Origin of the sequence: Pseudomonas sp. TWP3-1, assembly GCF_049896625.1 — a bacterium.
Lineage (GTDB): Bacteria > Pseudomonadota > Gammaproteobacteria > Pseudomonadales > Pseudomonadaceae > Aquipseudomonas.
The window spans coordinates 57,628-79,792 of sequence record NZ_JAFCUQ010000002.1 but is presented as its reverse complement, the minus strand read 5'-3'; the positions used below and the strand labels follow the sequence as shown (position 1 = coordinate 79,792).

Genomic DNA, 22,165 nt, shown 5'->3' with positions numbered 1-22,165 from the left:
GAGGTGCAACCGGGTGCAACCCTTTTTTGTCGGAAAGTTCTGCAGCTCGTCAGGAATTAATTTCTGGTACGAAAGTGCCGCCCCTGCTTGGTGCTTTTGCTTCTAGCAAAGCGCCATGACTGCGCTAAAAGGGAGCAAAAAACGACCTTTGTCAGATATTTCCGACTAGGTGCAACTTATTCTCGTGAAAGTGGTTGCACCTCATTTCATTTGTTGCATAGCATTCGCGCCCAAGGTGCAACCGGGCTATCCCTCTCGCACCGGCTGATGGCTTTCCTGGGGAAACATCAGTCTTAAACGCGCGGTATCCCGGATCGTCTGTCAAACGTCGTCGTTTGCGAGCGGTTCACCACCGCCGCTACATAAAAACAATGCCAGGGCGTAACTCAATGAGCGTAAGCAATCCAACACTGATCACATTCGTGATCTACATCGCAGCAATGGTGCTGATCGGCTTGATGGCCTATCGCTCCACCAACAACCTTTCTGACTATATTCTGGGCGGTCGCAGCCTGGGCAGCGTCGTTACCGCGCTGTCTGCCGGTGCCTCCGACATGAGTGGCTGGTTGCTGATGGGCCTGCCGGGCGCCATCTATATGTCCGGTCTGTCCGAAAGCTGGATCGCCATCGGTCTGGTCGTCGGTGCCTACCTCAACTGGCTGTTCGTTGCCGGTCGTCTGCGTGTGCAGACCGAGCACAACGGCGACGCATTGACCCTGCCGGATTACTTTGCCAGCCGTTTCGAAGATAAAAGCGGTCTGCTGCGGATCATTTCGGCGGTTGTGATTCTGGTGTTCTTCACCATTTACTGCGCTTCCGGCATCGTGGCTGGCGCCCGTCTGTTCGAAAGTACCTTCGGCATGTCCTACGAGACTGCGCTGTGGGCCGGTGCTGCGGCGACGATTGCTTACACCTTTATCGGCGGTTTCCTGGCCGTGAGCTGGACCGACACCGTACAAGCCACCCTGATGATTTTCGCGCTGATTCTGACGCCGATCATCGTCCTGCTGGCTACCGGCGGCGTCGATACCACATTCCTGGCGATCGAAGCACAGGACCCAAGCAACTTCGACATGCTCAAAGGCACTACTTTCATCGGCATCGTTTCGCTGATGGGCTGGGGTCTGGGCTACTTCGGTCAACCGCATATCCTGGCGCGTTTCATGGCCGCGGATTCGGTGAAATCGATTGCCAAGGCACGTCGCATCTCCATGACCTGGATGATCCTGTGCCTGGCTGGCACCGTAGCTGTAGGCTTTTTCGGTATCGCTTACTTCTCGGCGCACCCGGAAGTTGCAGGTCCGGTGACCGAAAACCCTGAGCGCGTGTTCATCGAACTGGCCAAGCTCCTGTTCAACCCATGGATTGCCGGTGTCTTGCTGTCGGCCATTCTGGCTGCGGTCATGAGCACCCTGAGCTGCCAACTGCTGGTGTGCTCGAGCGCCCTGACTGAAGACTTCTACAAAACCTTCCTGCGCAAAACCGCCTCCCAGGTCGAGTTGGTCTGGGTCGGTCGCGCCATGGTGCTGCTGGTAGCACTGATCGCTATCGCATTGGCGTCCAACCCGGAAAACCGTGTCCTCGGTCTGGTCAGCTACGCGTGGGCTGGTTTCGGCGCGGCGTTCGGCCCGGTCGTGTTGATCTCGGTCATCTGGAAAAAAATGACCCGCGACGGCGCACTGGCCGGCATCCTCGTCGGCGCGATCACCGTTGTGGTCTGGAAGCACTTCGAACTGCTGGGTCTGTACGAAATCATCCCGGGCTTCATCTTCGCCAGCCTGGCGATCTACTTCGTCAGCAAACTGGGCCAGCCGACTGCCGGCATGGTGCAGCGCTTCGACGCGGCGGAAAAAGATTACAACCTGAACAAGTGATCGCGCTGAGCTAACGCTCAAAGCTTTTACTGACAAGAAAACGGCCCGTTTCCTACTGGAGGCGGGCCGTTTTTTATTGTGTACGATTTCTGATCAACGCTGGAGCTCCCACAAGGTTCTGCGATATTTCTGACGGACGTGTCTGTAGTTGAATGCGCTGATTCACGCAGGACAATTCGAAGTTTTTAGTAGGGCAAATCTGATTTTTCAGTCACCTAACCTGCACCCCTTGCCCCTCATGCAGAATCGCCCGCCTTCATTCTGCAGAGAGACATCGGATGTTCGCGCCTGCCAATCAACCGCGTTTCACGTTGACCGTCGAAGGTGCTCAGTTTGACCTCAAAGTCCTTGAGTTCACGGGCAAGGAAGCCATCAGCCAACCTTTTCGTTTCGACCTTGAACTGGTCAGCGAGCGGCCGGACCTCGATCTGGAAAGCCTGCTGCACTGTCAGGCGTTTCTGAGTTTCGACCAGGAAGGTTCTGGTATCCATGGTCAGATTTATCAAGTCGGGCAGGGCGATTCCGGTAAGCGCCTGACCCGCTACCACGTCAGCCTGGTTCCGCGTCTGGCCTATCTCGGGCACCGCATCAATCAGCGGATTTTTCAGCACCAGAGCGTGCCGCAGATCGTGGCGCAGATTCTCAAGGACCACGCGATCCTGCGTGACGCCTTCGAGTTTCGCCTCGGCAGCGACTACCCGGCGCGCGAGTATTGCGTGCAGTACGCCGAGAGCGATCTGGCGTTCATTCAGCGCCTGTGTGTCGAGGTCGGCATTCACTTCCACTTCCAGCACAGCAGCGATGGTCACATGCTGGTGTTCGGCGACGATCAAACCGTATTCCCGCGTCTGGCCGAGCCGACCCTGTATCTGCCGGGCAGCGGCATGGCTGCTGCGGCGCCGGCGATCAAGCGCTTCACGGTTCGGGTCGAGACCCGCACCAGCGTGGTCACCCGACGCGACTACAACTTCGAAAAGCCGCGTCTGCTGATGGAAAGTCGAGTCGATGGCGAGCAGCGTCCGGTGCTGGAGGACTACCACTTCCCCGGCCAATTCAACGAGCGCGAAACTGGTAAACAATTGGCGCAACGCAGCTTTGAGCGACATGTCGCCGACTACCGTCAGGCCGAGGGCCGTAGCGATCAATCCGCTTTGGTCAGCGGACATTTTCTGCAACTGACCGAGCATCCGCGCCAGGACTTGAACGACCTGTGGCTGCTCACCGCCATCGAGCATCGTGGGCGACAGCCGCAAGTGCTCGAGGAATCGGTCACCAGCGACGGGGAAGAATTCCGTGGTTACCGTAATACCTTTCTCGCCACGCCGTGGGCCGTGTTCTTCCGCCCGCCACTCGGCCCGGAAAAACCGCGCATGCTCGGCTATCAACCGGCCGTGGTCACCGGCCCGAAAGACAGTGAAATCCACTGCGACGAGTACGGTCGGGTCAAGGTGCAGCTGGCCTGGGATCGCGACGGCGAACTCAATGAACATTCCAGTTGCTGGTTGCGTGTCGCAACGGGTTGGGCGCACGACCGCTACGGCAGCGTGCTGATTCCACGGGTCGGCATGGAAGTGTTGGTCGGCTTCATCGACGCCGATGCCGACAAACCGCTGGTCATGGGTTGCCTGCCAAACGCCGCAACCCCGGTGCCGCTGGATCTGCCAGCCGACAAAACCCGGAGTATTTTCCGCAGCCAGAGCAGTCCCGGCGGCGGCGGGTACAACGAATTGCGTATCGAGGATCGCAAGGGCGCCGAGGAAATCTACCTGCGCGCCCAGCGCAACTGGACGCAGCACGTGTTGAACGATCAACAAGTGCAGATCGACAACCAGCGCAGCATCGTCGTCACCGGCCTCGCCAAACATGAATTGAAAGCCGACGAACAACGCATCACCCACGGTCAGCGTCAGACCGAAGTGAAGCAGGACGATCACCTCACGGTAACCGGCGACCGGCACATCCGCGTGAACAGTCAGGCGCTTAGCGCCAGTGGGCAATTCCACGTCAGCGCCGGTCAGCAAGTGGTGATCGACGGCGGCGCCAGCGCGACGATTCAGGCGGGTGGGCAGTGGATCAACATCGGCCCCGGCGGAATCTTCAGTAGTGTGCCGATCGTTGTCGGCGGTGCGCCAATGACGGCCATGAGCGCGGCACCGACAGTGCCGGGTTTGCCGGAAAAACTGCTGGCTGCGCCGGCCGCGATGCTGACTGCCGCGCAAATCATGAGCCTGAAAGGCGATGCGCCGTTTTGTGAAGAGTGTGAGCGTTGCAAGGAGGGTGTCTGTGCAGCCTGATCAATGGTTGAAGAACGAACCGCTGAAATCGGCGGAACAATTGTTTGCGATTTTCAGCAGCGCCAGTGGAGCAAATCCCCTGAAAGCTTGGCCATTGGCTGCGCAGATGCCGAAGCCAGTCTGGGCGGACACGATTTACAGCGAGTGGGATGCAGTCATGCCCTACGTGGGAATTGTCGCCACCGACAGTGAGTTTCTGGATTGGGTGGCGACGACGGAGTCTCGCGATTGGGGTTGGCTGGCGGTTTCGTCGGCGAGTCTTGAAGTGGTGGTCGAGCATTTTCGCAGCCTCACTCAGGTGTTGATGCCCGACGGTAAATCGGTGTTTTTCCGGTTTTGGGATGGGCGGTTTTTGCTGCCGATCTTGCAGTCAGAAGATGTGGATGCGAGCAAGTTATTGCCGGTGATTTCACATGCTTTGATCAATGCTCAAGCGCTGGAGATTGGCGGCAGAGCGCAGGCTTCGGGCCGGGTTTTTCCTTGGTGGCAGGTGCCGGAAAAGCTCTTGGCGGAGTTCGGTGATGAGGCGCGGATCGCCAATGCCTTGCAGTGGTTGAGCGAGGAGCATCCAGCATTGTTCGAGGCGTTTTCCGACAATGTTTTGCGCAGCAAGGTTGTCAGGTTTTTTGCGGTTGCGGCGTCGGACGAATCGTCGGATTCAGCGTTGCTGGACTACTTGCGGGACGAGTCAGAATGAAATTTCCGGGCGAAGCTGTCGGAAGTTTCCTGCGAGTTGCGGCGGCTTGCGTGAACTGGTGGGCGCGGGGTGGGAGGGATAGTCTTTTGGCTGTCACCGCAAATTCGGTGACAGGGCGTGGAAGCCCTTTTATTGTTAGGCGCAGCAAGCTGTACCAGTCAGGCGTTTTTATCGTTTGAGTTTTATGGTGGCTGTGCGCGGGGCGCTCTCGAGTGCGCCGGGTGCCTAACGTTCCGGTCTTCCACACCTGCGTACAGCCGCCACCTAATGCGTGGAAGTAAAAGTTGGCGGCTCCTCTTCTTACGTTAGGAGTCAAACCAGTGAAAACATTGAAACCCGATCCACCCTACGAAAAAATCATCCCCCATCCGAACAACCGCTTCATGGCCTTGACCGGCAATTGCAGCGACATGCCCGCATTGTTCGTCGACACCCACGTCCCGCTCGACATCCTGATGGACGCCGCCAACTACCGCATCCGCGCGGTGATTCAGGTGCTGGAAAACATGTGCATGCGCGGCTCGGTCGAGTGCGACTCCGTCATCCTGAGCGACTTCGCCCAGCTCTGCGTGATCCCGTTGCGTGATGGGTGTGATGTGCTGGATGTGATCGGCAAACGCTTGCGGGGCTGATGAGAACACTTTGTGGCGAGCGGATATCTCCACTCGCCACCGGGTTCCATCGTGACCGATTCACCTTCAGGGGATTTTTGTCACCGCAGTTATGCGGTTTCCCCTGAGGCTATGGGTGATCGTATAGCTGACTTTGTCGCCGACGGCGACTTGAAGTGATGTATGCGTCTCTGCACACGAGTTCCCACCACCATCGTCGGGCGTTACTTCGATTGCGAAAGCCCAATTCATCCCTTTATCTTCCAAGAGTGGGTTGAAAGTTGAGAAGTCGGTTATTGAAGCAACGGTGCCGGTTCCCGTTGTGGTGGTAATAGGCATAGGCATTTGTGAGTACCTTTTCGAGAGTGATTGAGACTGCCCGAGCGTTGACGACTAGTCGTTCAGTCGACTGATTAAGCGTCGTTTTCCGGCGATATGGATACTGTCAAAGTTGACAGGTATGGGGTGTAAATCATTGAAAAAGGTTGCCGCTTGTCTGAAACCGGTCAGCGTTCGGCATCAATAAGGTTTGCCGGGATGAGCTTATTCATTACTGAACCCAGACCAAAACCAAGCCCAGTGGGTAGCTCGTCCTATTTGGAAATGTAAGGGTCTTGGGTCTTGATGAAGCTGTCGAAGGCTTTGGAGTTGTAGACCTCAAGGCATGCGTGGAAGACGACTTTCTGATTTGAGTATTTGCTGGCCGAGTGCGTCTGTTCGTAGGCTGCGAGGACGTAAGCCCTGGTTTGTCCGTAGGGATCGTGCAGGTCTTGCAGCGTGTCTTCATTCTGCAGGACTGTGTGCATGCCTTTGCCCATGAAGGAATAGGCTCCGGCGGACAGGCTGATGTCTTTTTTCAGTTCGGATGGTTCGGGGAAGGGCGCCAGGATGCATTGGCTCAAGCCGTAGTTTTTCAGGGTTTGGCGGGCTTGTTCGGTGTGGTTTTCGTTGGCGTGGGTTTGGGCTGATGTGAGTAGGCACGCTAAGGGAATGATCAGGCGGTGCATGTTTTTTGACTTCCTGTCTGGATTGTTCGGCCAGTGTAAGGCTTTCGATCGTGGCCCTCACCCTAGCCCTCTCCCAGAGGTAGAGGGGACCGACCGAGGTGTTTGGGAGACCTACGCCGACCTGCGGCTTCGATGGTGAACTTGGCTTGGCCAAGCCTGAGGTCGCGGTGATTTTTCAGGTCGATGTAAGCCGGGGGATCAACTCGGTCAGTCCCCTCTCCCTTTGGGAGAGGGTTAGGGTGAGGGGCTCCTCGAGGATGTACGCGGTAGCAAGACTGGCCACTCAGCCCCCAACCCCTGACTTGCCGCGCGGTAAAAGGTAAACTTCCCGCCCTGCGCAGGAGCAATCATGAATTATCGTCACGCCTTCCATGCCGGCAATCACGCCGATGTGTTCAAACACCTGACTCTGACCCGCCTGTTCGCCCTGATGGCGCGCAAGGAGCAGCCGTTTGCCTATCTCGACAGTCACGCCGGTATCGGTCTGTATGACTTGCAGGGCGATCAGGCCAACCGTACCGGCGAGTACCTGGAAGGCATCGCGCGCTTGTGGGATCAACCGGATCTGCCGGCGCTGACCGCTGATTACATGCAGGTGCTGCACGAGATGAATCCGGATGGTCAGTTGCGCTATTACCCGGGTTCGCCGGAGCTGGCGCGGCGTCTGACGCGGCCGCAGGATCGGGTGATGCTCAACGAGAAGCACCCGGAAGACGGCGTGCTGCTCAAGGACAACATGGCCGGTGATCGCCGGGTCAAAGTGCAGTTGGGCGAGGGCTGGCATGTCGCGCGGGCGATGTTGCCGGTGCAGGAGAAGCGCGCGGTGATGTTGATCGATCCGCCGTTCGAGCAGCTCGATGAAATGCAGCGTTGTGCAGCATCGATGAAAGAGGCAATTGGCCGGATGCGCCAAACCGTGGCGGCGATCTGGTATCCGGTGAAGGATCAGCGTGCGCTGCGGCGTTTTTATCAGGATCTGGCCGGCACTGGCGCGCCGAAACTGTTGCGGGTCGAGCTGCTGGTGCATCCGCTGGATACGCCGAACAGTCTGAACGGTTCAGGAATGGCGATTGCCAATCCGCCGTGGGGGCTGGAGGAAGAATTGCGTGAGCTGTTGCCGTGGTTGTCCAAAAAACTTGGGCAGACGCAGGGCGGTTGGCAGATGGATTGGTTGATTGCTGAGAGTTGATCAACAGAATCTGTGGCGAGGGAGCTTGCTCCCGCTCGGCTGCGAAGCAGTCGTAAAGCCGGAGATGCGGTTCTTCCTGAAAGAATGCATGTACCGATTTTGGGGCCGCTTCGCGACCCAGCGGGAGCAAGCTCCCTCGCCACAGTTTTAGGTCAATTCCCCGCTAGGCTCGGTGGCATGCACACGCCCGTGCCGCCAATCCCGCAGTAACCTTCCGGATTTTTCGCCAGATACTGCTGGTGATATGTCTCGGCGAAATACACGGTCGGCGCCTGCTCGATCTCGGTGCTGATTTCACCCAGGCCAGCCTTGCTCAGTTCAGCCTGATAGGTTTCTTTGCTCTTCAAAGCCGCGTCCAGTTGCTGCGGCGAGGTCGCGTAGATCACCGAACGGTACTGGCTGCCGATGTCATTGCCCTGACGCATGCCCTGCGTCGGGTTGTGCAGTTCCCAGAACATCGCCAACAGCGCTTCGTAGCTGAGCTTGTCCTTGTCGAACACCACCAGCACCACTTCAGCATGACCCGTCAGGCCCGAGCAGACTTCTTCGTAAGTCGGGTTCGGTGTGAAGCCGCCGGCGTAACCGACCACGGTGCTGACCACGCCTTCGCGCTGCCAGAAGCGGCGTTCCGCGCCCCAGAAACAACCCAGACCGAAAATCGCAAAATCCACGTCTTGAAAGAACGGGCCGAGCAGCGGCGTGTCTGTGAAAACGAAATGATTTTCCGGCAGGGTCATCGCGGTTTCGCGGCCAGGCAGAGCTTGATCTTTAGTCGGGAGCACGTTTTTGTTCACCAGAATTTCCGAGCGCAGAACCATGATCAGTCCTCTCAGTCAGGTTGAATGTAAAAAATCAGACCGCCAGTGTGCCGAATGATGCCCGATTTCGCACTATTCAAATGTGCGGCGCAAATTCAGAGGCAGAGCGGGCCGCGCGGGTAGCGTTTGAGTGCCTGGATCAGCTCGGCGCCGGGGATCGGCCGGTCGAACAGGTAGCCCTGGCCGACATCGCAACGGTGACGGCGCAGGAATGCCAACTGTTCGGCGGTCTCGATGCCTTCGGCCACAACCTTGAGTTTCAGGTTGTGCGCCATGGCGATCACGGCGGAGGTGATTTCCATGTCGTCCTGGTTGTCCGGGATTTCGTGGATGAAGCTGCGATCGATCTTGATGATGTCGATCGGGAATTTTTTCAGATAGCTGAGCGACGAGTAACCAGTGCCGAAGTCGTCCATCGCCAGGGTCAGACCGAGACGTTTGAGCTGATCGAGCTGCAAGTGCGTGTCTTCGGTGGCTTCCAGCAGCAGGCCTTCGGTCAGCTCCAGCTCGAGCAGATTGGCCGGCAGCGCTTCTTCCTTGAGGATATTGGCGATAGAGGCGACCAGGTCCGGATCGGAGAACTGCTTGGGCGACAGGTTGATCGCCACTTGCAGATTGCCCAGCCCGGCCGCAGTCAGCGCTTTGCTCATGCGGCACGCCTGACGCGCGATCCACTTGCCGATCGGGATGATCAGACCGGTTTCTTCGGCGACGCTGATGAACTGATCCGGGCGGATCATGCCGCGCTCCGGGTGGTTCCAGCGCAACAGCGCTTCCATGCCCAATAGGCGGCCGCTGCGCAAACACAGCTTCGGCTGATAGAACACATCCAGCTCGTTCTGGGTCAGGGCGCGGCGCAGGTTGTTCTCGACGAACAGCTTGTAGCTGGCCTCGGCGTTCAGCGCTTCGGTGAACACTTGCACCTGATGTTTGCCGTTGGCCTTGGCCTTGTGCAGGGCCAGACCGGCGTTGCGCATCAACGTTTGCGGGTCGCGCCCGTGCAGCGGCGCACACGCCAGGCCGACCGAGCCGGTGACGCTGATCAACTGGTTGTCGACGAACATCGGTTTGTCGAGGGTCGCCAGCAATTGATTGGCAATCTGCTGACCCGTCACAAGGTCGGTGTCGTCCAGCAGCACGGCAAATTCGTTACTGGCGAAGCGCGCCAGACTGCCGCTCGGGCTGAGGCTGTTGCGCAGACGCCGCGCCAGACTGATCAGCAATTTGTCGCCAGTCTGATGGCCGAGGCTATCGTTGATCCGCTTGAAATTATCGATGTCCACCAGCAGCAGGCTGATCGGCGAATCGCTGTCGCGGGCGAAGCGTTCGTCCAGATTGCGGATGAACGCTGGCCGGTTGCCGAGGTTGGTCAGGTTATCGGTGTACGCCAGACGTTCGATGCGCTGCTGCGCGAGTTTGGTATGGGTGATGTCTTCGTAGATGCCGATGTAATGCGTCAGCTCGCGGTTGTCACCGTAGACCTTGGAGATCGACAGCTGACCCCAGTACGGTTCGAGGTTTTTGCGGCGGCTCTTGAATTCGCCCTGCCAACTGTTGCTCTTGGCCAGCGCCGAAGGCGCGTCGAACAGCAATTCGCTGAGGTTTTCCAGTGCCGGCAGCTCCGACAGACGCTGGCCGTGGACTTCGTCTGTGGTGTATTGAGTGATCGCGGTGAAGCTTGGGTTGACGTACTCGACCACGCCGTCGCAGTTGACCAGCAAAAACGCGTTGGCGCTTTGCTCGACCGCACGCTGGAACAGGTGCAGGGCGCTGGTGGCGGTGCGGCGGTTGTGGTTGTTGATGACTTGCGCGAACTGGTCGGCCAGCTCGCCGGCGAAGGCGATTTCGTCGGACTGCCAGGCGCGAGTGGCGCCGGTTTGTTCCAGGCACAGCACACCGACCACTTGGCCGTCGACGCGGATGCTCGCATCGAGCATGGCGTTGACGTCGCGCGGGCGCAGGGCTTCGGCCATTTCCCGGGTACGCGGGTCGCGCATCGCGTTGTGGGCGTCGATGGCGCGGCTGCTGTGCAGTGCGTCCAGGTAGTCGGGGAAGCCGCTGACGTCGATCACGTCCGGCAGAATGTATTCCTGCGTGGCGCGATGATAGGCCGAGATCGGAATCAGGCGCTGATCTTCAAGATTCCACAGGCTGGCGCAGTCGATTTCGTAGATGTCGCAGGCGCAGCGGGTGATCAGTTCGGCGGCTTCCTGCAGCGAGTTGTGGCTGCTGTAGCGCTGACGGGCCAAGAGCAGGATCAGATCCTGTTGCGCGCGCACGCGCTCCAGATGTTGCAACTGTTCCTGCTGGGCGCGCTGGTTGAGTTCGAGGGCGATTTGCAGGCGCGAATTCTGCGTTTCCAGATCCAGCGAGGGTGGCGCTGGCGCAGCATCGAACACCGCATCGACCACCATCAGGTAACCGCGCAGCAAATGACGATTGTGTTGTTTGTAGGCTTCGCCCAGTTCCAGCACATTCAGTGCGCCGGCCGGGGTGTGCAGGGTGTAGCGCGCCATGTAATGCGGGCTGGCGGCGAGTTGCTGCTGGATGGCGTCGTGCAATTGATAACGCGCTTCCGGCTCCATCAGACTCGCGTAGGGCGAACCGACCAGAGCGCATAGCTCAACCGCCGGCTGACCAAACTGACGCTCGCAGTTGGGGTCGAGAAACAGCATCGCCCAGCTCGCCTCATTCAAGCGCTCGAAACGCAGCATGCCGAGCCGCGAAGGCACGGGCAACTGCGTCACTACCTCGGCCACCATACGGCTGGCGGCATCGGGCTGGCTCTTCATTGAGGGAACTCGCTTGGATATATGCTGAACGCGCCGGGCTCTCGCCCTCATTACTCTTGCCTGCGGCAAGGTTGCATCATTGCGGCACTGACTGACAAGAGTGATGAAGGCCAAGTGCTATAAGAATGTGTCGGCTGCGTTCGGGTTTTCTCCAGCGGTTGGCTGAAATCAGCGAAACATGCTTCGATCTCGCACGATTCAGCGCAGATCTATCTTGATTGATTGCAGCTGTTTTCCATCGCGATCATGGTAGTTCACGCGGATCTGCCCGGCATCGACCAGCATGTGGGCAAAATTGTCCTGACTCACCACTGCGCTGGTCAGCTCATGCCGATAGTCACCGTCGGCCGTTAGCGCCAAAGGCTGATCGAGGATAAATGTCGAGGCTTTGGCGTAGGGCAGCAACTTGCTGTTGTGCAGCGGCGAGGAAACGATGGTATGGACTTCGAAGTTCGGGTCTGCGCTGTGGGTCAGGCGCGAGGTCAGTGAGCCATGCACATCGCCGGAGATGAACACTACGTTCTTCAGTCGATGGGTACGAATCACTTCCAGCAGGCGCAAGCGTTGCGCGGGAAAGCTCTTCCACGCGTCATCGCCGTGGAGTTTGCGATCCGGATAAAACATCACACTGGTGACTACAAACTTGACCCGTGCCGGGCTTTCGATCAGCCATTGGCACAGCGCTTGCTCCTGTTCTTCGTCCAGAATCCGGCGGTCATCTTGCGCCAAGTTGCGCCGGGTGCGACTGTCAGTGACAAACCATTCGATATCTCCATCGCTGAACTGATACCAATAGTTTTTTAATACCTGGTCAACTTGTCCGTTGGAAGTAACCGCGCAGGCCGGACTGTGACTGGCTTGATATATCTCATAAGCCGTCATTGCGTTACGGAACAACGAAGCGTCGGACTTGTGGGCATTGACCGGCCAGTTATCTTCTATCTCATGATCATCGAGAATCATGTAAGTTGGCGTGCCGGACATCAAGCGTTGAATGTTGGGCTGGGAGAACGCTGCGCGGTACTTTTTAAGAATTTCGTTATATTCCCGATCCGGCGCAATCAGGTTCAGATCGTCTACGTAGATCTGGTCGCCGGTCATCATGATCGCGCTGACTGGTGGCTGGGCGCCTTCAATCAATTGGCCGATGGATGAAAAAATACGGTCGCCCAAGTGCGGCAGTGACGGGATTCCCGCCGTCAGACGCAGGTAGCGGCACGAGCCGAGGATATAAGCGCGCGGTTGCGTGATCGCAGTGGCGCGGGTGCGCAGGCGATAAACCTCGCGAGGCCATTGCAGCGGCAGCTCCATCACGCTGTCCACAGTGTGGGTCGGACTCATCGGGCTAAACCAGCCTGCCTGGTATTCGTAGTCGGTGTCGGCGGTTAATTTGTCGAGCAGGATAACGGCTGACATGTCGCGCAGTAACTCAAGTTTTGCGAACGGGGCTTTCAGCCACTGTTGCGTTCCGGATACCCGGTAACGAATTCCACCGAACACTGCGGTATTTAATTGAAACTCACCGCGTATAAAAATTCGCGATTGATTAGTTGTGGTGTGGCCAATAATCGGGCCGACGGTGGGCTTGAGCATGTTCGAATCCATTCGAATTGATATAAGTTAAAGTTACAGTTTCCCAACTATTGTCGGCGGTAACTTAGTTGCGCCAAGGTTAGTTGTGTGCGCATGAAAAATATCGACGCGAAGGGGACTTGGGCTGTGGCCGAATTCAGCACAGCTTGTGGGAAAAATTCGATCGGTCTTTATTACAGGCAAAAAAAGCCCCGCCAAACTGGCGGGGTTGAGGTGCGAGCGTGTGGCGCTCGAAAACGTGGAACGCGATTGGCCCTCCGTTGCCGGAGGGCCGATCGGCTTACAGCAGGATCGTACGAATGTCCGCCAGCAGGCTGCTCAGACGCTGAGTGAAGCGTGCGGCAGCCGCGCCGTTGATCACACGGTGATCGTAAGACAGCGACAGCGGCAGCATCAGTTTCGGCTGGAAGGCTTTGCCGTCCCAGACTGGCTGGATGGTTGCCTTGGAAACACCGAGGATCGCCACTTCCGGCGCGTTGACGATCGGCGTGAAGCCGGTGCCGCCAATGTGGCCGAGGCTGGAAATGGTGAAGCAGGCGCCTTGCATGTCGTCAGCGGTGAGCTTCTTGTCGCGGGCCTTTGCAGCCAGCGCAGCAGCCTCAGCCGCAAGCTGCAGCAGGCTTTTCTGATCGACGTTCTTGATCACCGGTACCAGCAGGCCATCCGGCGTGTCGACGGCGAAGCCGATGTTCACGTATTTCTTGCGGATGATCGCTTTGCCGCTTGGCGCCAGCGAACTGTTGAAGTCCGGCAGTTCCTTGAGCATATGCGCGCAAGACTTGAGCAGCAGCGGCAGGATGGTCAGCTTGACGCCAGCCTTCTCTGCAACGGCTTTCTGCGCGATACGGAACGCTTCCAATTCGGTGATATCAGCCGAATCGAACTGCGTTACGTGCGGAATGTTCAGCCAGCTGCGGTGCAGACTCGACGCGCCGATCTGCATCAGACGAGTCATCGGCACTTCTTCGATTTCGCCGAAACGGCTGAAGTCGACGACCGGAATCGGCGGGATGCCTGCGCCACCGGTTGCGCCGGCAGCAGCGGCCGGTGCTTCCTTGGCCTTCTGCATCATGGCCTTGACGTAAGCCTGCACGTCTTCTTTCAAGATGCGACCGTGTGGACCGCTTGCGCCGACAGCGTTCAGCTCAACGCCGAACTCACGCGCCAGTTGACGCACGGCTGGGCCGGCGTGAACTTTGGCGCCTGGCTTGGCAGGAGCAGCAACCGCAGCGGAAGCCGCAGGTGCGGCGGCAGCAGGAGCAGCAGCGGCTGGCGCAGGTGCGCTCGGTGCAGCCGCGGCAGGTGCCGGAGCAGCAGCCGGAGCGGCGCCTTTGACTTTCAGTTTCAGAATCAGGTCGCCGGTGCCGACTTCGTCATCCAGTTTGACGGAAATGCTTTCCACCACGCCGGCGGCAGGCGATGGAATTTCCATGCTGGCCTTGTCGGATTCCAGGGTGATCAGCGACTGATCGGCTGTCACGCTGTCGCCAGCCTTGACCAGAACTTCGATGATCTTGGCTTTGCCAGCCGAACCGATGTCCGGGACGTGGATGTCCTGAACGCTGTCGGCAACCGGTGCAGCAGGCGCGGCAGCTTGAGCCGGCGCGGCAGCAGCAGCCGGAGCAGCAGCCTGAGCCGGAGCGGCCGCAGCAGGCGCCGCAGCACCCGCCACTTCCAGATCCAGAATCAGGTCGCCAGTGCCGACTTCATCGTTGAGCTTGACGCTGATGGCCTTGATCACGCCAGCGGCTGGCGATGGAATTTCCATGCTGGCCTTGTCGGATTCAAGAGTGATCAGCGATTGATCAGCTGCGACGGTGTCGCCGACCTTGACCTGAATCTCGATGATCTGTGCCTTGCCGGCCGAGCCGATGTCCGGCACGTGCACTTGCTGAACCGAAGCGGTAGCAGGTGCAGCAGCAGGCGCGGCCGGTGCAGGTGCAGCAGCCGGAGCTGCTTCCGCCTTGGCCGCCGGAGCCGCTTCAGCGGCGCCCTCGACTTCCAGTTCAAGCAGTTCGTCGCCTTCTTTCAGGCGATCGCCCAGCTTCACTTTCAGGCTCTTGACGATACCGGCCTTCGGGGCCGGCACTTCCATGCTGGCCTTGTCCGATTCCAGGGTCAGGATGCTCTGGTCGGCTTCGATACGGTCGCCGACCTTCACAAACAATTCGATTACTTCACCTTCACCGCTGCCGATGTCAGGTACGCGAATGAGTTCGCTCACAGGGGTTCTCCTCAGCAGTCCAGTGGGTTGCGTTTTTCCGGGTCGATGCCGAACTTGACGATGGCTTCAGCCACCACCTTAGGTTCGATATCACCACGGTCAGCCAGTGCTTCCAGGGCTGCCAACACCACGAAATGACGGTCAACTTCGAAGAAATGACGCAGTTTCTTGCGGCTGTCGCTGCGGCCGTAGCCGTCGGTGCCCAGGACTTTGAATTCCTTGGACGGTACCCACTGACGAATCTGCTCGGCGAACAGTTTCATGTAGTCGGTGGAGGCGATGACCGGACCTTTACGGCCGTTCAGGCACTCTTCGACGTAGCTCAGCTGCGGCTTCTGGCCCGGGTGCAGACGGTTGCTGCGTTCAACGGCAAGGCCGTCGCGACGCAGTTCGTTGAAGCTGGTAACGCTCCATACGTCGGCACCGATGTTGAACTCTTCACGCAGGATCTTCGCTGCTTCACGCACTTCACGCAGGATGGTGCCGGAGCCCATCAGTTGCACGTGGTGCGCGGCTTCGCGGGTGTCTTCTTCCAGCAGATACATGCCTTTCTTGATGCCTTCTTCGGCACCGGCCGGCATGGCTGGCTGCTGGTACGACTCGTTCATCACGGTGATGTAGTAGAAGACGTCCTGTTGCTCTTCGGTCATCTTCTTCATGCCGTCCTGAATGATCACCGCCAGCTCGTAGCCGTAGGTCGGATCATAGGTGCGGCAGTTCGGGATGGTCGCGGCCAGCATGTGGCTGTGACCGTCTTCGTGTTGCAGGCCTTCACCGTTCAGGGTGGTACGGCCGGCGGTGCCGCCGATCAGGAAACCACGGGTACGGCTGTCGCCAGCGGCCCATGCCAGATCGCCAATGCGCTGGAAGCCGAACATCGAGTAGAAGATGTAGAACGGCAGCATTGGCTGGTTGTGGCTGGAGTACGAAGTACCGGCAGCGATGAAGGAGCTCATGGCGCCCGCTTCGTTGATGCCTTCTTCGAGAATCTGGCCCTTCTTGTCTTCCTTGTAGAACATCACCTGGTCTTTATCGACTGGCTCGTAGAGCTGGCCGACGGAGGAGTAAATGCCCAACTGACGGAACATGCCTTCCATACCGAAGGTACGGGCTTCGTCCGGGATGATCGGTACGATGCGCTGGCCGATTTCCTTGTCCTTGACCAGTTGCGCGAGAATCCGCACGAAAGCCATGGTGGTGGAAATTTCACGGTCGCCCGAACCGTCGAGGATAGCCTTGAGGGTATCCAGTGGCGGCGTCGGGATGTTGAAGCTCTTGGCGCGGCGCTGTGGCACGAAACCGCCGAGGGCCGTGCGGCGCTCGCTCAGATAGCGAGCTTCTGCGCTGCCGACTTCCGGCTTGAAGAACGGCAGGTTTTCCAGCTCCTCATCCTTGACCGGGATGTCGAAACGATCACGGAACAACTTCAGGCTGTCGACATCGACTTTCTTGGTGTTGTGCGCAGTGTTTTTCGCTTCGCCGGCACCGGTGCCATAACCCTTGATGGTCTTGGCCAGGATGACGGTCGGTTGTTCTTTGTGGTTGACCGCTTCGTGGTACGCCGCGTAGACCTTGTACGGGTCGTGGCCGCCACGGTTGAGTTTCCAGATCTCGTCGTCGGACAGATCAGCAACCATCGCCTTGAGTTCTGGCGTGTTGAAGAAATGTTCACGGACGAACGCGCCGTCTTTGGCTTTGTAGTTCTGGTACTCGCCGTCGATGACTTCGTCCATGCGACGTTGCAGGATACCGTCGACGTCTTTGGCCAGCAGAGGGTCCCAGAAACGGCCCCAGATGACTTTGGTCACGTTCCATTGAGCACCACGGAACACGCCTTCGAGTTCCTGGATGATCTTGCCGTTGCCGCGAACCGGGCCGTCGAGGCGCTGCAGGTTGCAGTTGATGACGAAGATCAGGTTGTCGAGCTTCTCGCGGCCGGCCAGGGAGATTGCACCCAGCGATTCCGGCTCGTCGCACTCGCCATCACCGAGGAAGCACCAGACTTTCTGCTTGCCTTCAGGGATGAAACCACGGGCTTCGAGGTACTTCATGAAGCGTGCCTGGTAGATCGCCTGGATCGGGCCCAGACCCATCGAAACGGTCGGGAACTGCCAGAAATCAGGCATCAGCCATGGGTGCGGGTAGGACGACAGACCATTGCCATCAACTTCCTGACGGAAGTTGTTCATCTGGTCTTCGGTGATGCGGCCTTCCATGAATGCACGGGCGTAAACGCCTGGCGAGGTGTGGCCCTGGAAGTAGATCAGGTCGCCGCCGTGTTCTTCGGTCGGGGCCTGGAAGAAGTAGTTGAAGCCGATGTCATACAGGGTCGCACTGGAAGCGAAGCTGGAGATGTGACCGCCCAGGTCAGAATCTTTCAGGTTCGTGCGCATTACCATGGCCATCGCGTTCCAGCGCACCAACGAGCGAATGCGGCGTTCCATGAACAGGTCGCCAGGCATGCGTGCTTCGTGGGTAACGGGGATGGTGTTGCGGTAAGGCGTGGTGATGGCGTACGGGAGTTGCGAACCGCTGCGGGTTGCTAGCTCACCCATACGGGTCATCAGATAATGAGCGCGGTCTTCGCCTTCTTTATCGAGAACCGATTCCAGGGCGTCCAGCCATTCCTGGGTTTCGACGGGATCGAGGTCTTGCATGGCTTGCTCCAGGGCGGAAAGGCTTCCAGAATCGGTTGCCTGAGTTTGCGACTGGCCTTGTGGGCAGACGATTTAAAATTCTTGGATTGCCGACTGGTTGTTCCGGCGGCGTGTAGTTTTACTACAAATCTTCCGGCATTTCAGCCTTTCGCATGTATAGACGAGTAGTAAAACTACAGATGAAAGGCTTCTGGCCTCCAACTGCGTTGTGAGAATAATCGTTAAGGTTGGTCGTTTTCCATCCGCAAAAGGTGAAAGATTGATGCTGGCTGCCAAAGAAGAAGAAAAATCAGCTATTTCTAACTTTTGTTCGACAGTCCATCGCGTAGCGGGTTTCCGCCATTCACTACAAGCGGCCATTTACACGCCGATCAAGGATAGACCATGACCCTGCCCGTGCTTGCCGAACTGCCCGCCATTCTCCTGCCATTGGTCAGCCGATCTGCGCAGTCGTTCCACGCGGCGGTTTCCGCGCTGGACGACGATCATGGCTTCGCATTGTGGACGCCTGAGCGCTGGGCGCAATTCGAGCGTGTCACCGCTGCGAGCGATTTCGTGATTGAACAGAGTGTTCGTGACCCTTTGATGTTGCTCGCGCTGGTGCAGTCCGGCGAACTTGACCGGCCGTTCGCGCCCGGTGAGTTGTGCGGCCAGATCGCTGCTGCGGTGAGTGCCGCGCAGACCGAAGACGAACTCGGTCGCGTCCTGCGCCGTCAGCGCGCCCGGCATCAGGTGCGGATCATCTGGCGCGACCTGACGCGCCAGGCCGATCTGGTGCAGACCTGCCGTGATCTCTCGGACATGGCCGACGCCAGCATCGATCAAGCCTATAAGTGGTTGTACAGCCGCCATTGCCAGCAATTCGGCACACCGACCGGCCGCCGCAGCGGTGAGCCACAGCAAATGGTCATCCTCGGCATGGGCAAGCTCGGCGCGGTCGAGCTGAATCTTTCTTCGGATATCGACCTGATTTTCGCCTACCCCGAGGGTGGCGAAACCGTCGGCGTCAAACGTGCGCTGGATAATCAGGAATTCTTCATTCGTCTCGGCCAGCGCCTGATCAAAGCGCTCGATCCGATCACCGTCGATGGCTTTGTATTCCGCGTCGACATGCGCCTGCGGCCGTACGGGTCTTCCGGTGCGCTGGTGTTGAGCTTCAACGCGCTGGAGCAGTATTACCAGGATCAAGGGCGCGACTGGGAACGCTACGCGATGATCAAGTCGCGGGTGGTGGCCGGTGATCAAGTCGCCGGTGCGCAGTTGCAAGAGATGCTGCGACCGTTCGTTTATCGGCGCTATCTGGACTTCTCGGCTATCGAAGCACTGCGCACCATGAAGCAATTGATCCAGCAGGAAGTGCGGCGCAAAGGCATGGCCGACAACATCAAGCTGGGTTCTGGCGGCATTCGTGAAGTTGAATTCATCGCCCAAGCGTTCCAGTTGATCCACGGCGGACGCGATCTGAGTCTGCAACAGCGTCCGCTATTAAAGGTATTGAGCACGCTGGAGGGGCAGGGTTATCTGCCGCCGGCGGTGATCAGCGAGTTGCGCGAAGGTTACGAGTTTCTGCGTTACACCGAACACGCGATTCAGGCGATTGCTGACCGGCAGACGCAAATGCTGCCGGACGGCGCGCAGGATCAGGCGCGTATCGCTTTCATGCTCGGCTTCGACAGCTGGGATGCGTTCCACGAAAAACTGATGTTCTGGCGCGGGCGCGTGGCCTGGCACTTCGCTCAGGTGATCGCTGATCCCGACGAGGAACAAGGCACCGAAAGCGAAGTGGTGGTCGGCGGCGAATGGCTGCCGCTGTGGGAAGAAGCGCAGGACGAAGGGGCCGCTTGCCGACAACTGGAGGAGGGCGGTTTCGCTGATGCGAGCAAGGCGCTGAAAGCGTTGGCGGGCCTGCGCGGCAGTCCGCAATTGCGCGCGATGCAGCGGCTGGGGCGTGAGCGTCTCGATGCGTTTATCCCGCGTCTGCTTGCTCAAGCGGTTGAGCATGACAACCCGGATCTGGTGCTCGAGCGCGTGTTGCCGCTGGTCGAAGCGGTCGCGCGGCGTTCGGCTTACCTGGTGCTGCTCACGGAAAACCCCGGTGCGCTACGGCGTTTGCTGACGCTGTGTGCGGCCAGTCCGTGGATCGCCGAACAAATCACTCGCTTCCCGCTGCTGCTCGATGAGTTGCTCAATGAAGGTCGGCTGTTCAAGCCACCATTGGCGCCGGAACTGGCCGCCGAGTTGCGCGAACGCCTGACGCGGATTCCCGAAGACGACCTCGAACAACAGATGGAAGCGCTGCGCCATTTCAAACTGGCGCACCGTTTGCGCGTCGCCGCGTCGGAAATCGCCGGCAGCCTGCCGTTGATGAAAGTCAGCGATTACCTGACCTGGCTCGCCGAAGCGATACTCGAGCAAGTGCTGGCCTTGGCCTGGCGTCAGACCGTGGCCAAGTACGGCACGCCGCTGCGCACCGACGGCACCTTGTGCGACCCCGGCTTCATCATTGTCGGTTACGGCAAAGTCGGCGGTCTGGAGTTGGGGCATGGTTCGGATCTGGACCTGGTGTTTATCCACGATGGCGATCCGCAGGCGGAAACCGACGGGGCCAAGCCTATCGACGGCGCGCAGTTCTTCACGCGTCTGGGGCAGCGGATCATTCACTTGCTGACGGCGCAGACCAACTCCGGGCAGTTGTATGAAGTGGACATGCGTCTGCGCCCGTCCGGGGCGTCCGGGTTGCTGGTGAGTTCGCTCGGCGCGTTTGCGCGCTATCAGGAAAACGAAGCGTGGACCTGGGAACATCAGGCGCTGGTGCGGGCGCGGGTGCTGGTCGGCAGTCAGGATGTCGGCCAGGCGTTCGAGAAGGTTCGCGCGCAAGTGTTGGGCAAGGCGCGCGATCTGGCCAAGCTGCAACAGGAGGTCAGCGAGATGCGCGCCAAGATGCGCGGCAACCTCGGTAGCAAGAGCACCGCTGCCGGTACGGCGGCGAACGCCTTCGAGGCCACGGCGCCGTTCGACCTCAAGCAGGATGCCGGAGGTATCGTCGATATTGAATTTATGGTGCAATACGCGGCCCTGGCGTGGTCGCAGACCCACCCGGCGTTACTGCGCTGGAGCGACAATATCCGCATTCTGGAAGAGCTGGAACACGAAGGGCTGATGCCTGCCGAAGATGCCAGTCTGTTGCGCGAGGCCTACAAAGCCTACCGCTCCGCCGCGCACCGACAGGCCTTGCAGAAGGATCCCGGGGTAATACCGGGCGACCAGTTCGCGGACGAACGGCGCCAGGTAATGCGAATCTGGCGTGAGCTGGGGCTAAGCTGATTTTCGCGGCGGGGAGGCATTGGCCTCCCCGGTTCGTTTTTGGAAACCACATGAATATTCTGATCGTTGGGCCCAGTTGGGTCGGTGACATGGTGATGGCGCAGACACTGTTTCAGTGTCTCAAGCAACGCCACCCGCAGTGCGAGATCGACGTACTGGCCCCCGAGTGGAGCCGGCCGATCCTCGAGCGCATGCCTGAAGTGCGCAAGGCCTTGAGCTTCCCGCTCGGCCACGGCGCGCTGGAACTGGCGACGCGTCGACGCATCGGCAAGTCCCTGCGCGGCCAGTATGACCAGGCGATTCTGCTGCCGAACTCGCTGAAATCGGCGCTGGTGCCGTTCTTCGCCGGTATCCCCAAACGCACCGGCTGGCGCGGCGAATTCCGTTACGGCTTGCTGAATGACGTGCGCACCCTCGACAAAGAGCGCTATCCGCTGATGATCGAACGCTTCATGGCATTGGCGTATGAGCCGAACGCCGAGCTGCCGAAACCGTATCCGCGTCCAAGCCTGCAAATCGATCCGGTGAGCCGCGAGGCCGCGCTGGCCAAGTTCGGTCTGAGCCTCGACCGTCCGGTGTTGGCCCTGTGTCCCGGCGCCGAGTTTGGTATTTCCAAGCGCTGGCCGTCCGAGCATTACGCCAAGGTTGCCGAAGCGCGCATTCGCGAGGGTTGGCAGGTGTGGCTGTTCGGTTCGAAGAACGATCACGCGGTTGGTGAAGAAATCCGCGCGCGGCTGATTCCTGGCTTGCGTGAAGAATCGGTCAACCTCAGTGGCGATACATCGATGGCCGAGGCGATCGATCTGCTGTCCTGCGCCGACGCGGTAGTCTCCAACGACTCCGGGCTGATGCACGTTGCCGCTGCGCTGAATCGTCCGTTGGTGGCGGTCTACGGTTCGACTTCGCCGGGCTTCACCCCGCCGCTGGCCGAGCACGTCGAGATCGTGCGCCTGGGTCTCGATTGCAGCCCGTGCTTCGAGCGCACTTGCCGTTTCGGCCATTACAACTGCCTGCGCCAGCTGATGCCGGACGCGGTCAACGAAGCCTTGCAGCGTTTGCAGGGCTCTGTGGTCGAGGTTCAATAG

The 22,165-nt window shown here is 59.0% G+C and carries 15 protein-coding genes; 8 read left to right on the top strand and 7 right to left on the bottom strand.

The window, feature by feature from the left end; genetic code table 11:
* Positions 1–389 precede the first annotated feature (389 nt).
* From putP to ACP7BN_RS03530, 4 genes are all read left to right on the top strand, one after another.
* The gene (gene putP / locus ACP7BN_RS03545) at positions 390–1,874 is read left to right on the top strand and encodes a sodium/proline symporter PutP (RefSeq protein WP_420646942.1); all 1,485 of its coding nucleotides are present in this window, start codon (positions 390–392) and stop codon (positions 1,872–1,874) included.
* 278 nt (positions 1,875–2,152) lie between these two features.
* A complete protein-coding gene (locus ACP7BN_RS03540; RefSeq protein WP_426201684.1) occupies positions 2,153–4,168 on the top strand; it encodes a type VI secretion system tip protein VgrG in 2,016 nt (671 codons plus the stop codon).
* Positions 4,158–4,865 (top strand): DUF4123 domain-containing protein, encoded by a 708-nt coding sequence (locus ACP7BN_RS03535; RefSeq protein WP_426201682.1) that lies wholly within the window; start codon positions 4,158–4,160, stop codon positions 4,863–4,865. Before ACP7BN_RS03540 ends, ACP7BN_RS03535 begins: the two co-directional genes overlap by 11 nt.
* A 320-nt stretch (positions 4,866–5,185) precedes the next feature.
* On the top strand, positions 5,186–5,497 hold the full coding sequence (locus tag ACP7BN_RS03530; protein WP_426201680.1) for a hypothetical protein: 312 nt from the start codon (positions 5,186–5,188) through the stop codon (positions 5,495–5,497).
* 66 nt (positions 5,498–5,563) lie between these two features.
* On the opposite strand, the gene ACP7BN_RS03525 is transcribed toward ACP7BN_RS03530, so the two are convergent.
* Positions 5,564–5,821 (bottom strand): hypothetical protein, encoded by a 258-nt coding sequence (locus ACP7BN_RS03525; protein WP_426201678.1) that lies wholly within the window; start codon positions 5,819–5,821, stop codon positions 5,564–5,566.
* 248 nt (positions 5,822–6,069) lie between these two features.
* The gene (locus ACP7BN_RS03520) at positions 6,070–6,483 is read right to left on the bottom strand and encodes a hypothetical protein (protein ID WP_426201676.1); all 414 of its coding nucleotides are present in this window, start codon (positions 6,481–6,483) and stop codon (positions 6,070–6,072) included.
* Positions 6,484–6,832: 349 nt separating this feature from the next.
* Here ACP7BN_RS03520 and ACP7BN_RS03515 point away from each other — a divergent pair, with 349 nt between their 5' ends.
* Positions 6,833–7,672, top strand: a complete 840-nt coding sequence (locus ACP7BN_RS03515) for a 23S rRNA (adenine(2030)-N(6))-methyltransferase RlmJ (RefSeq protein ID WP_426201674.1) — start codon at positions 6,833–6,835, stop codon at positions 7,670–7,672.
* A gap of 152 nt (positions 7,673–7,824) precedes the next feature.
* Here the strand turns inward: ACP7BN_RS03515 and msrA are convergent, their stop codons facing one another.
* The 5 genes from msrA to aceE form a co-directional block, all read right to left on the bottom strand.
* The gene (gene msrA, locus ACP7BN_RS03510) at positions 7,825–8,490 is read right to left on the bottom strand and encodes a peptide-methionine (S)-S-oxide reductase MsrA (protein ID WP_426201672.1); all 666 of its coding nucleotides are present in this window, start codon (positions 8,488–8,490) and stop codon (positions 7,825–7,827) included.
* 95 nt (positions 8,491–8,585) lie between these two features.
* A complete protein-coding gene (locus tag ACP7BN_RS03505) occupies positions 8,586–11,282 on the bottom strand; it encodes a putative bifunctional diguanylate cyclase/phosphodiesterase (protein WP_420646949.1) in 2,697 nt (898 codons plus the stop codon).
* 198 nt (positions 11,283–11,480) lie between these two features.
* Complete coding sequence (locus tag ACP7BN_RS03500; protein WP_426201669.1) at positions 11,481–12,875, bottom strand: alkaline phosphatase D family protein; 1,395 nt, start codon at positions 12,873–12,875, stop codon at positions 11,481–11,483.
* Between the two features lie 280 nt (positions 12,876–13,155).
* Entirely contained in the window at positions 13,156–15,099 is a 1,944-nt protein-coding gene (gene aceF, locus ACP7BN_RS03495) for a dihydrolipoyllysine-residue acetyltransferase (RefSeq protein ID WP_426201667.1), read from the bottom strand.
* A gap of 11 nt (positions 15,100–15,110) precedes the next feature.
* Entirely contained in the window at positions 15,111–17,756 is a 2,646-nt protein-coding gene (aceE, locus tag ACP7BN_RS03490) for a pyruvate dehydrogenase (acetyl-transferring), homodimeric type (RefSeq protein ID WP_420646952.1), read from the bottom strand.
* Positions 17,757–18,018: 262 nt separating this feature from the next.
* Here aceE and ACP7BN_RS03485 point away from each other — a divergent pair, with 262 nt between their 5' ends.
* The 3 genes from ACP7BN_RS03485 to waaF are packed head-to-tail and all read left to right on the top strand — an operon-like array spanning position 18,019 to position 22,165.
* The gene (locus ACP7BN_RS03485) at positions 18,019–18,144 is read left to right on the top strand and encodes a hypothetical protein (RefSeq protein WP_426201664.1); all 126 of its coding nucleotides are present in this window, start codon (positions 18,019–18,021) and stop codon (positions 18,142–18,144) included.
* Entirely contained in the window at positions 18,141–21,080 is a 2,940-nt protein-coding gene (gene glnE, locus ACP7BN_RS03480) for a bifunctional [glutamate--ammonia ligase]-adenylyl-L-tyrosine phosphorylase/[glutamate--ammonia-ligase] adenylyltransferase (protein ID WP_426201662.1), read from the top strand. Before ACP7BN_RS03485 ends, glnE begins: the two co-directional genes overlap by 4 nt.
* A 50-nt stretch (positions 21,081–21,130) precedes the next feature.
* Positions 21,131–22,165 (top strand): lipopolysaccharide heptosyltransferase II, encoded by a 1,035-nt coding sequence (waaF, locus tag ACP7BN_RS03475; RefSeq protein ID WP_426201660.1) that lies wholly within the window; start codon positions 21,131–21,133, stop codon positions 22,163–22,165.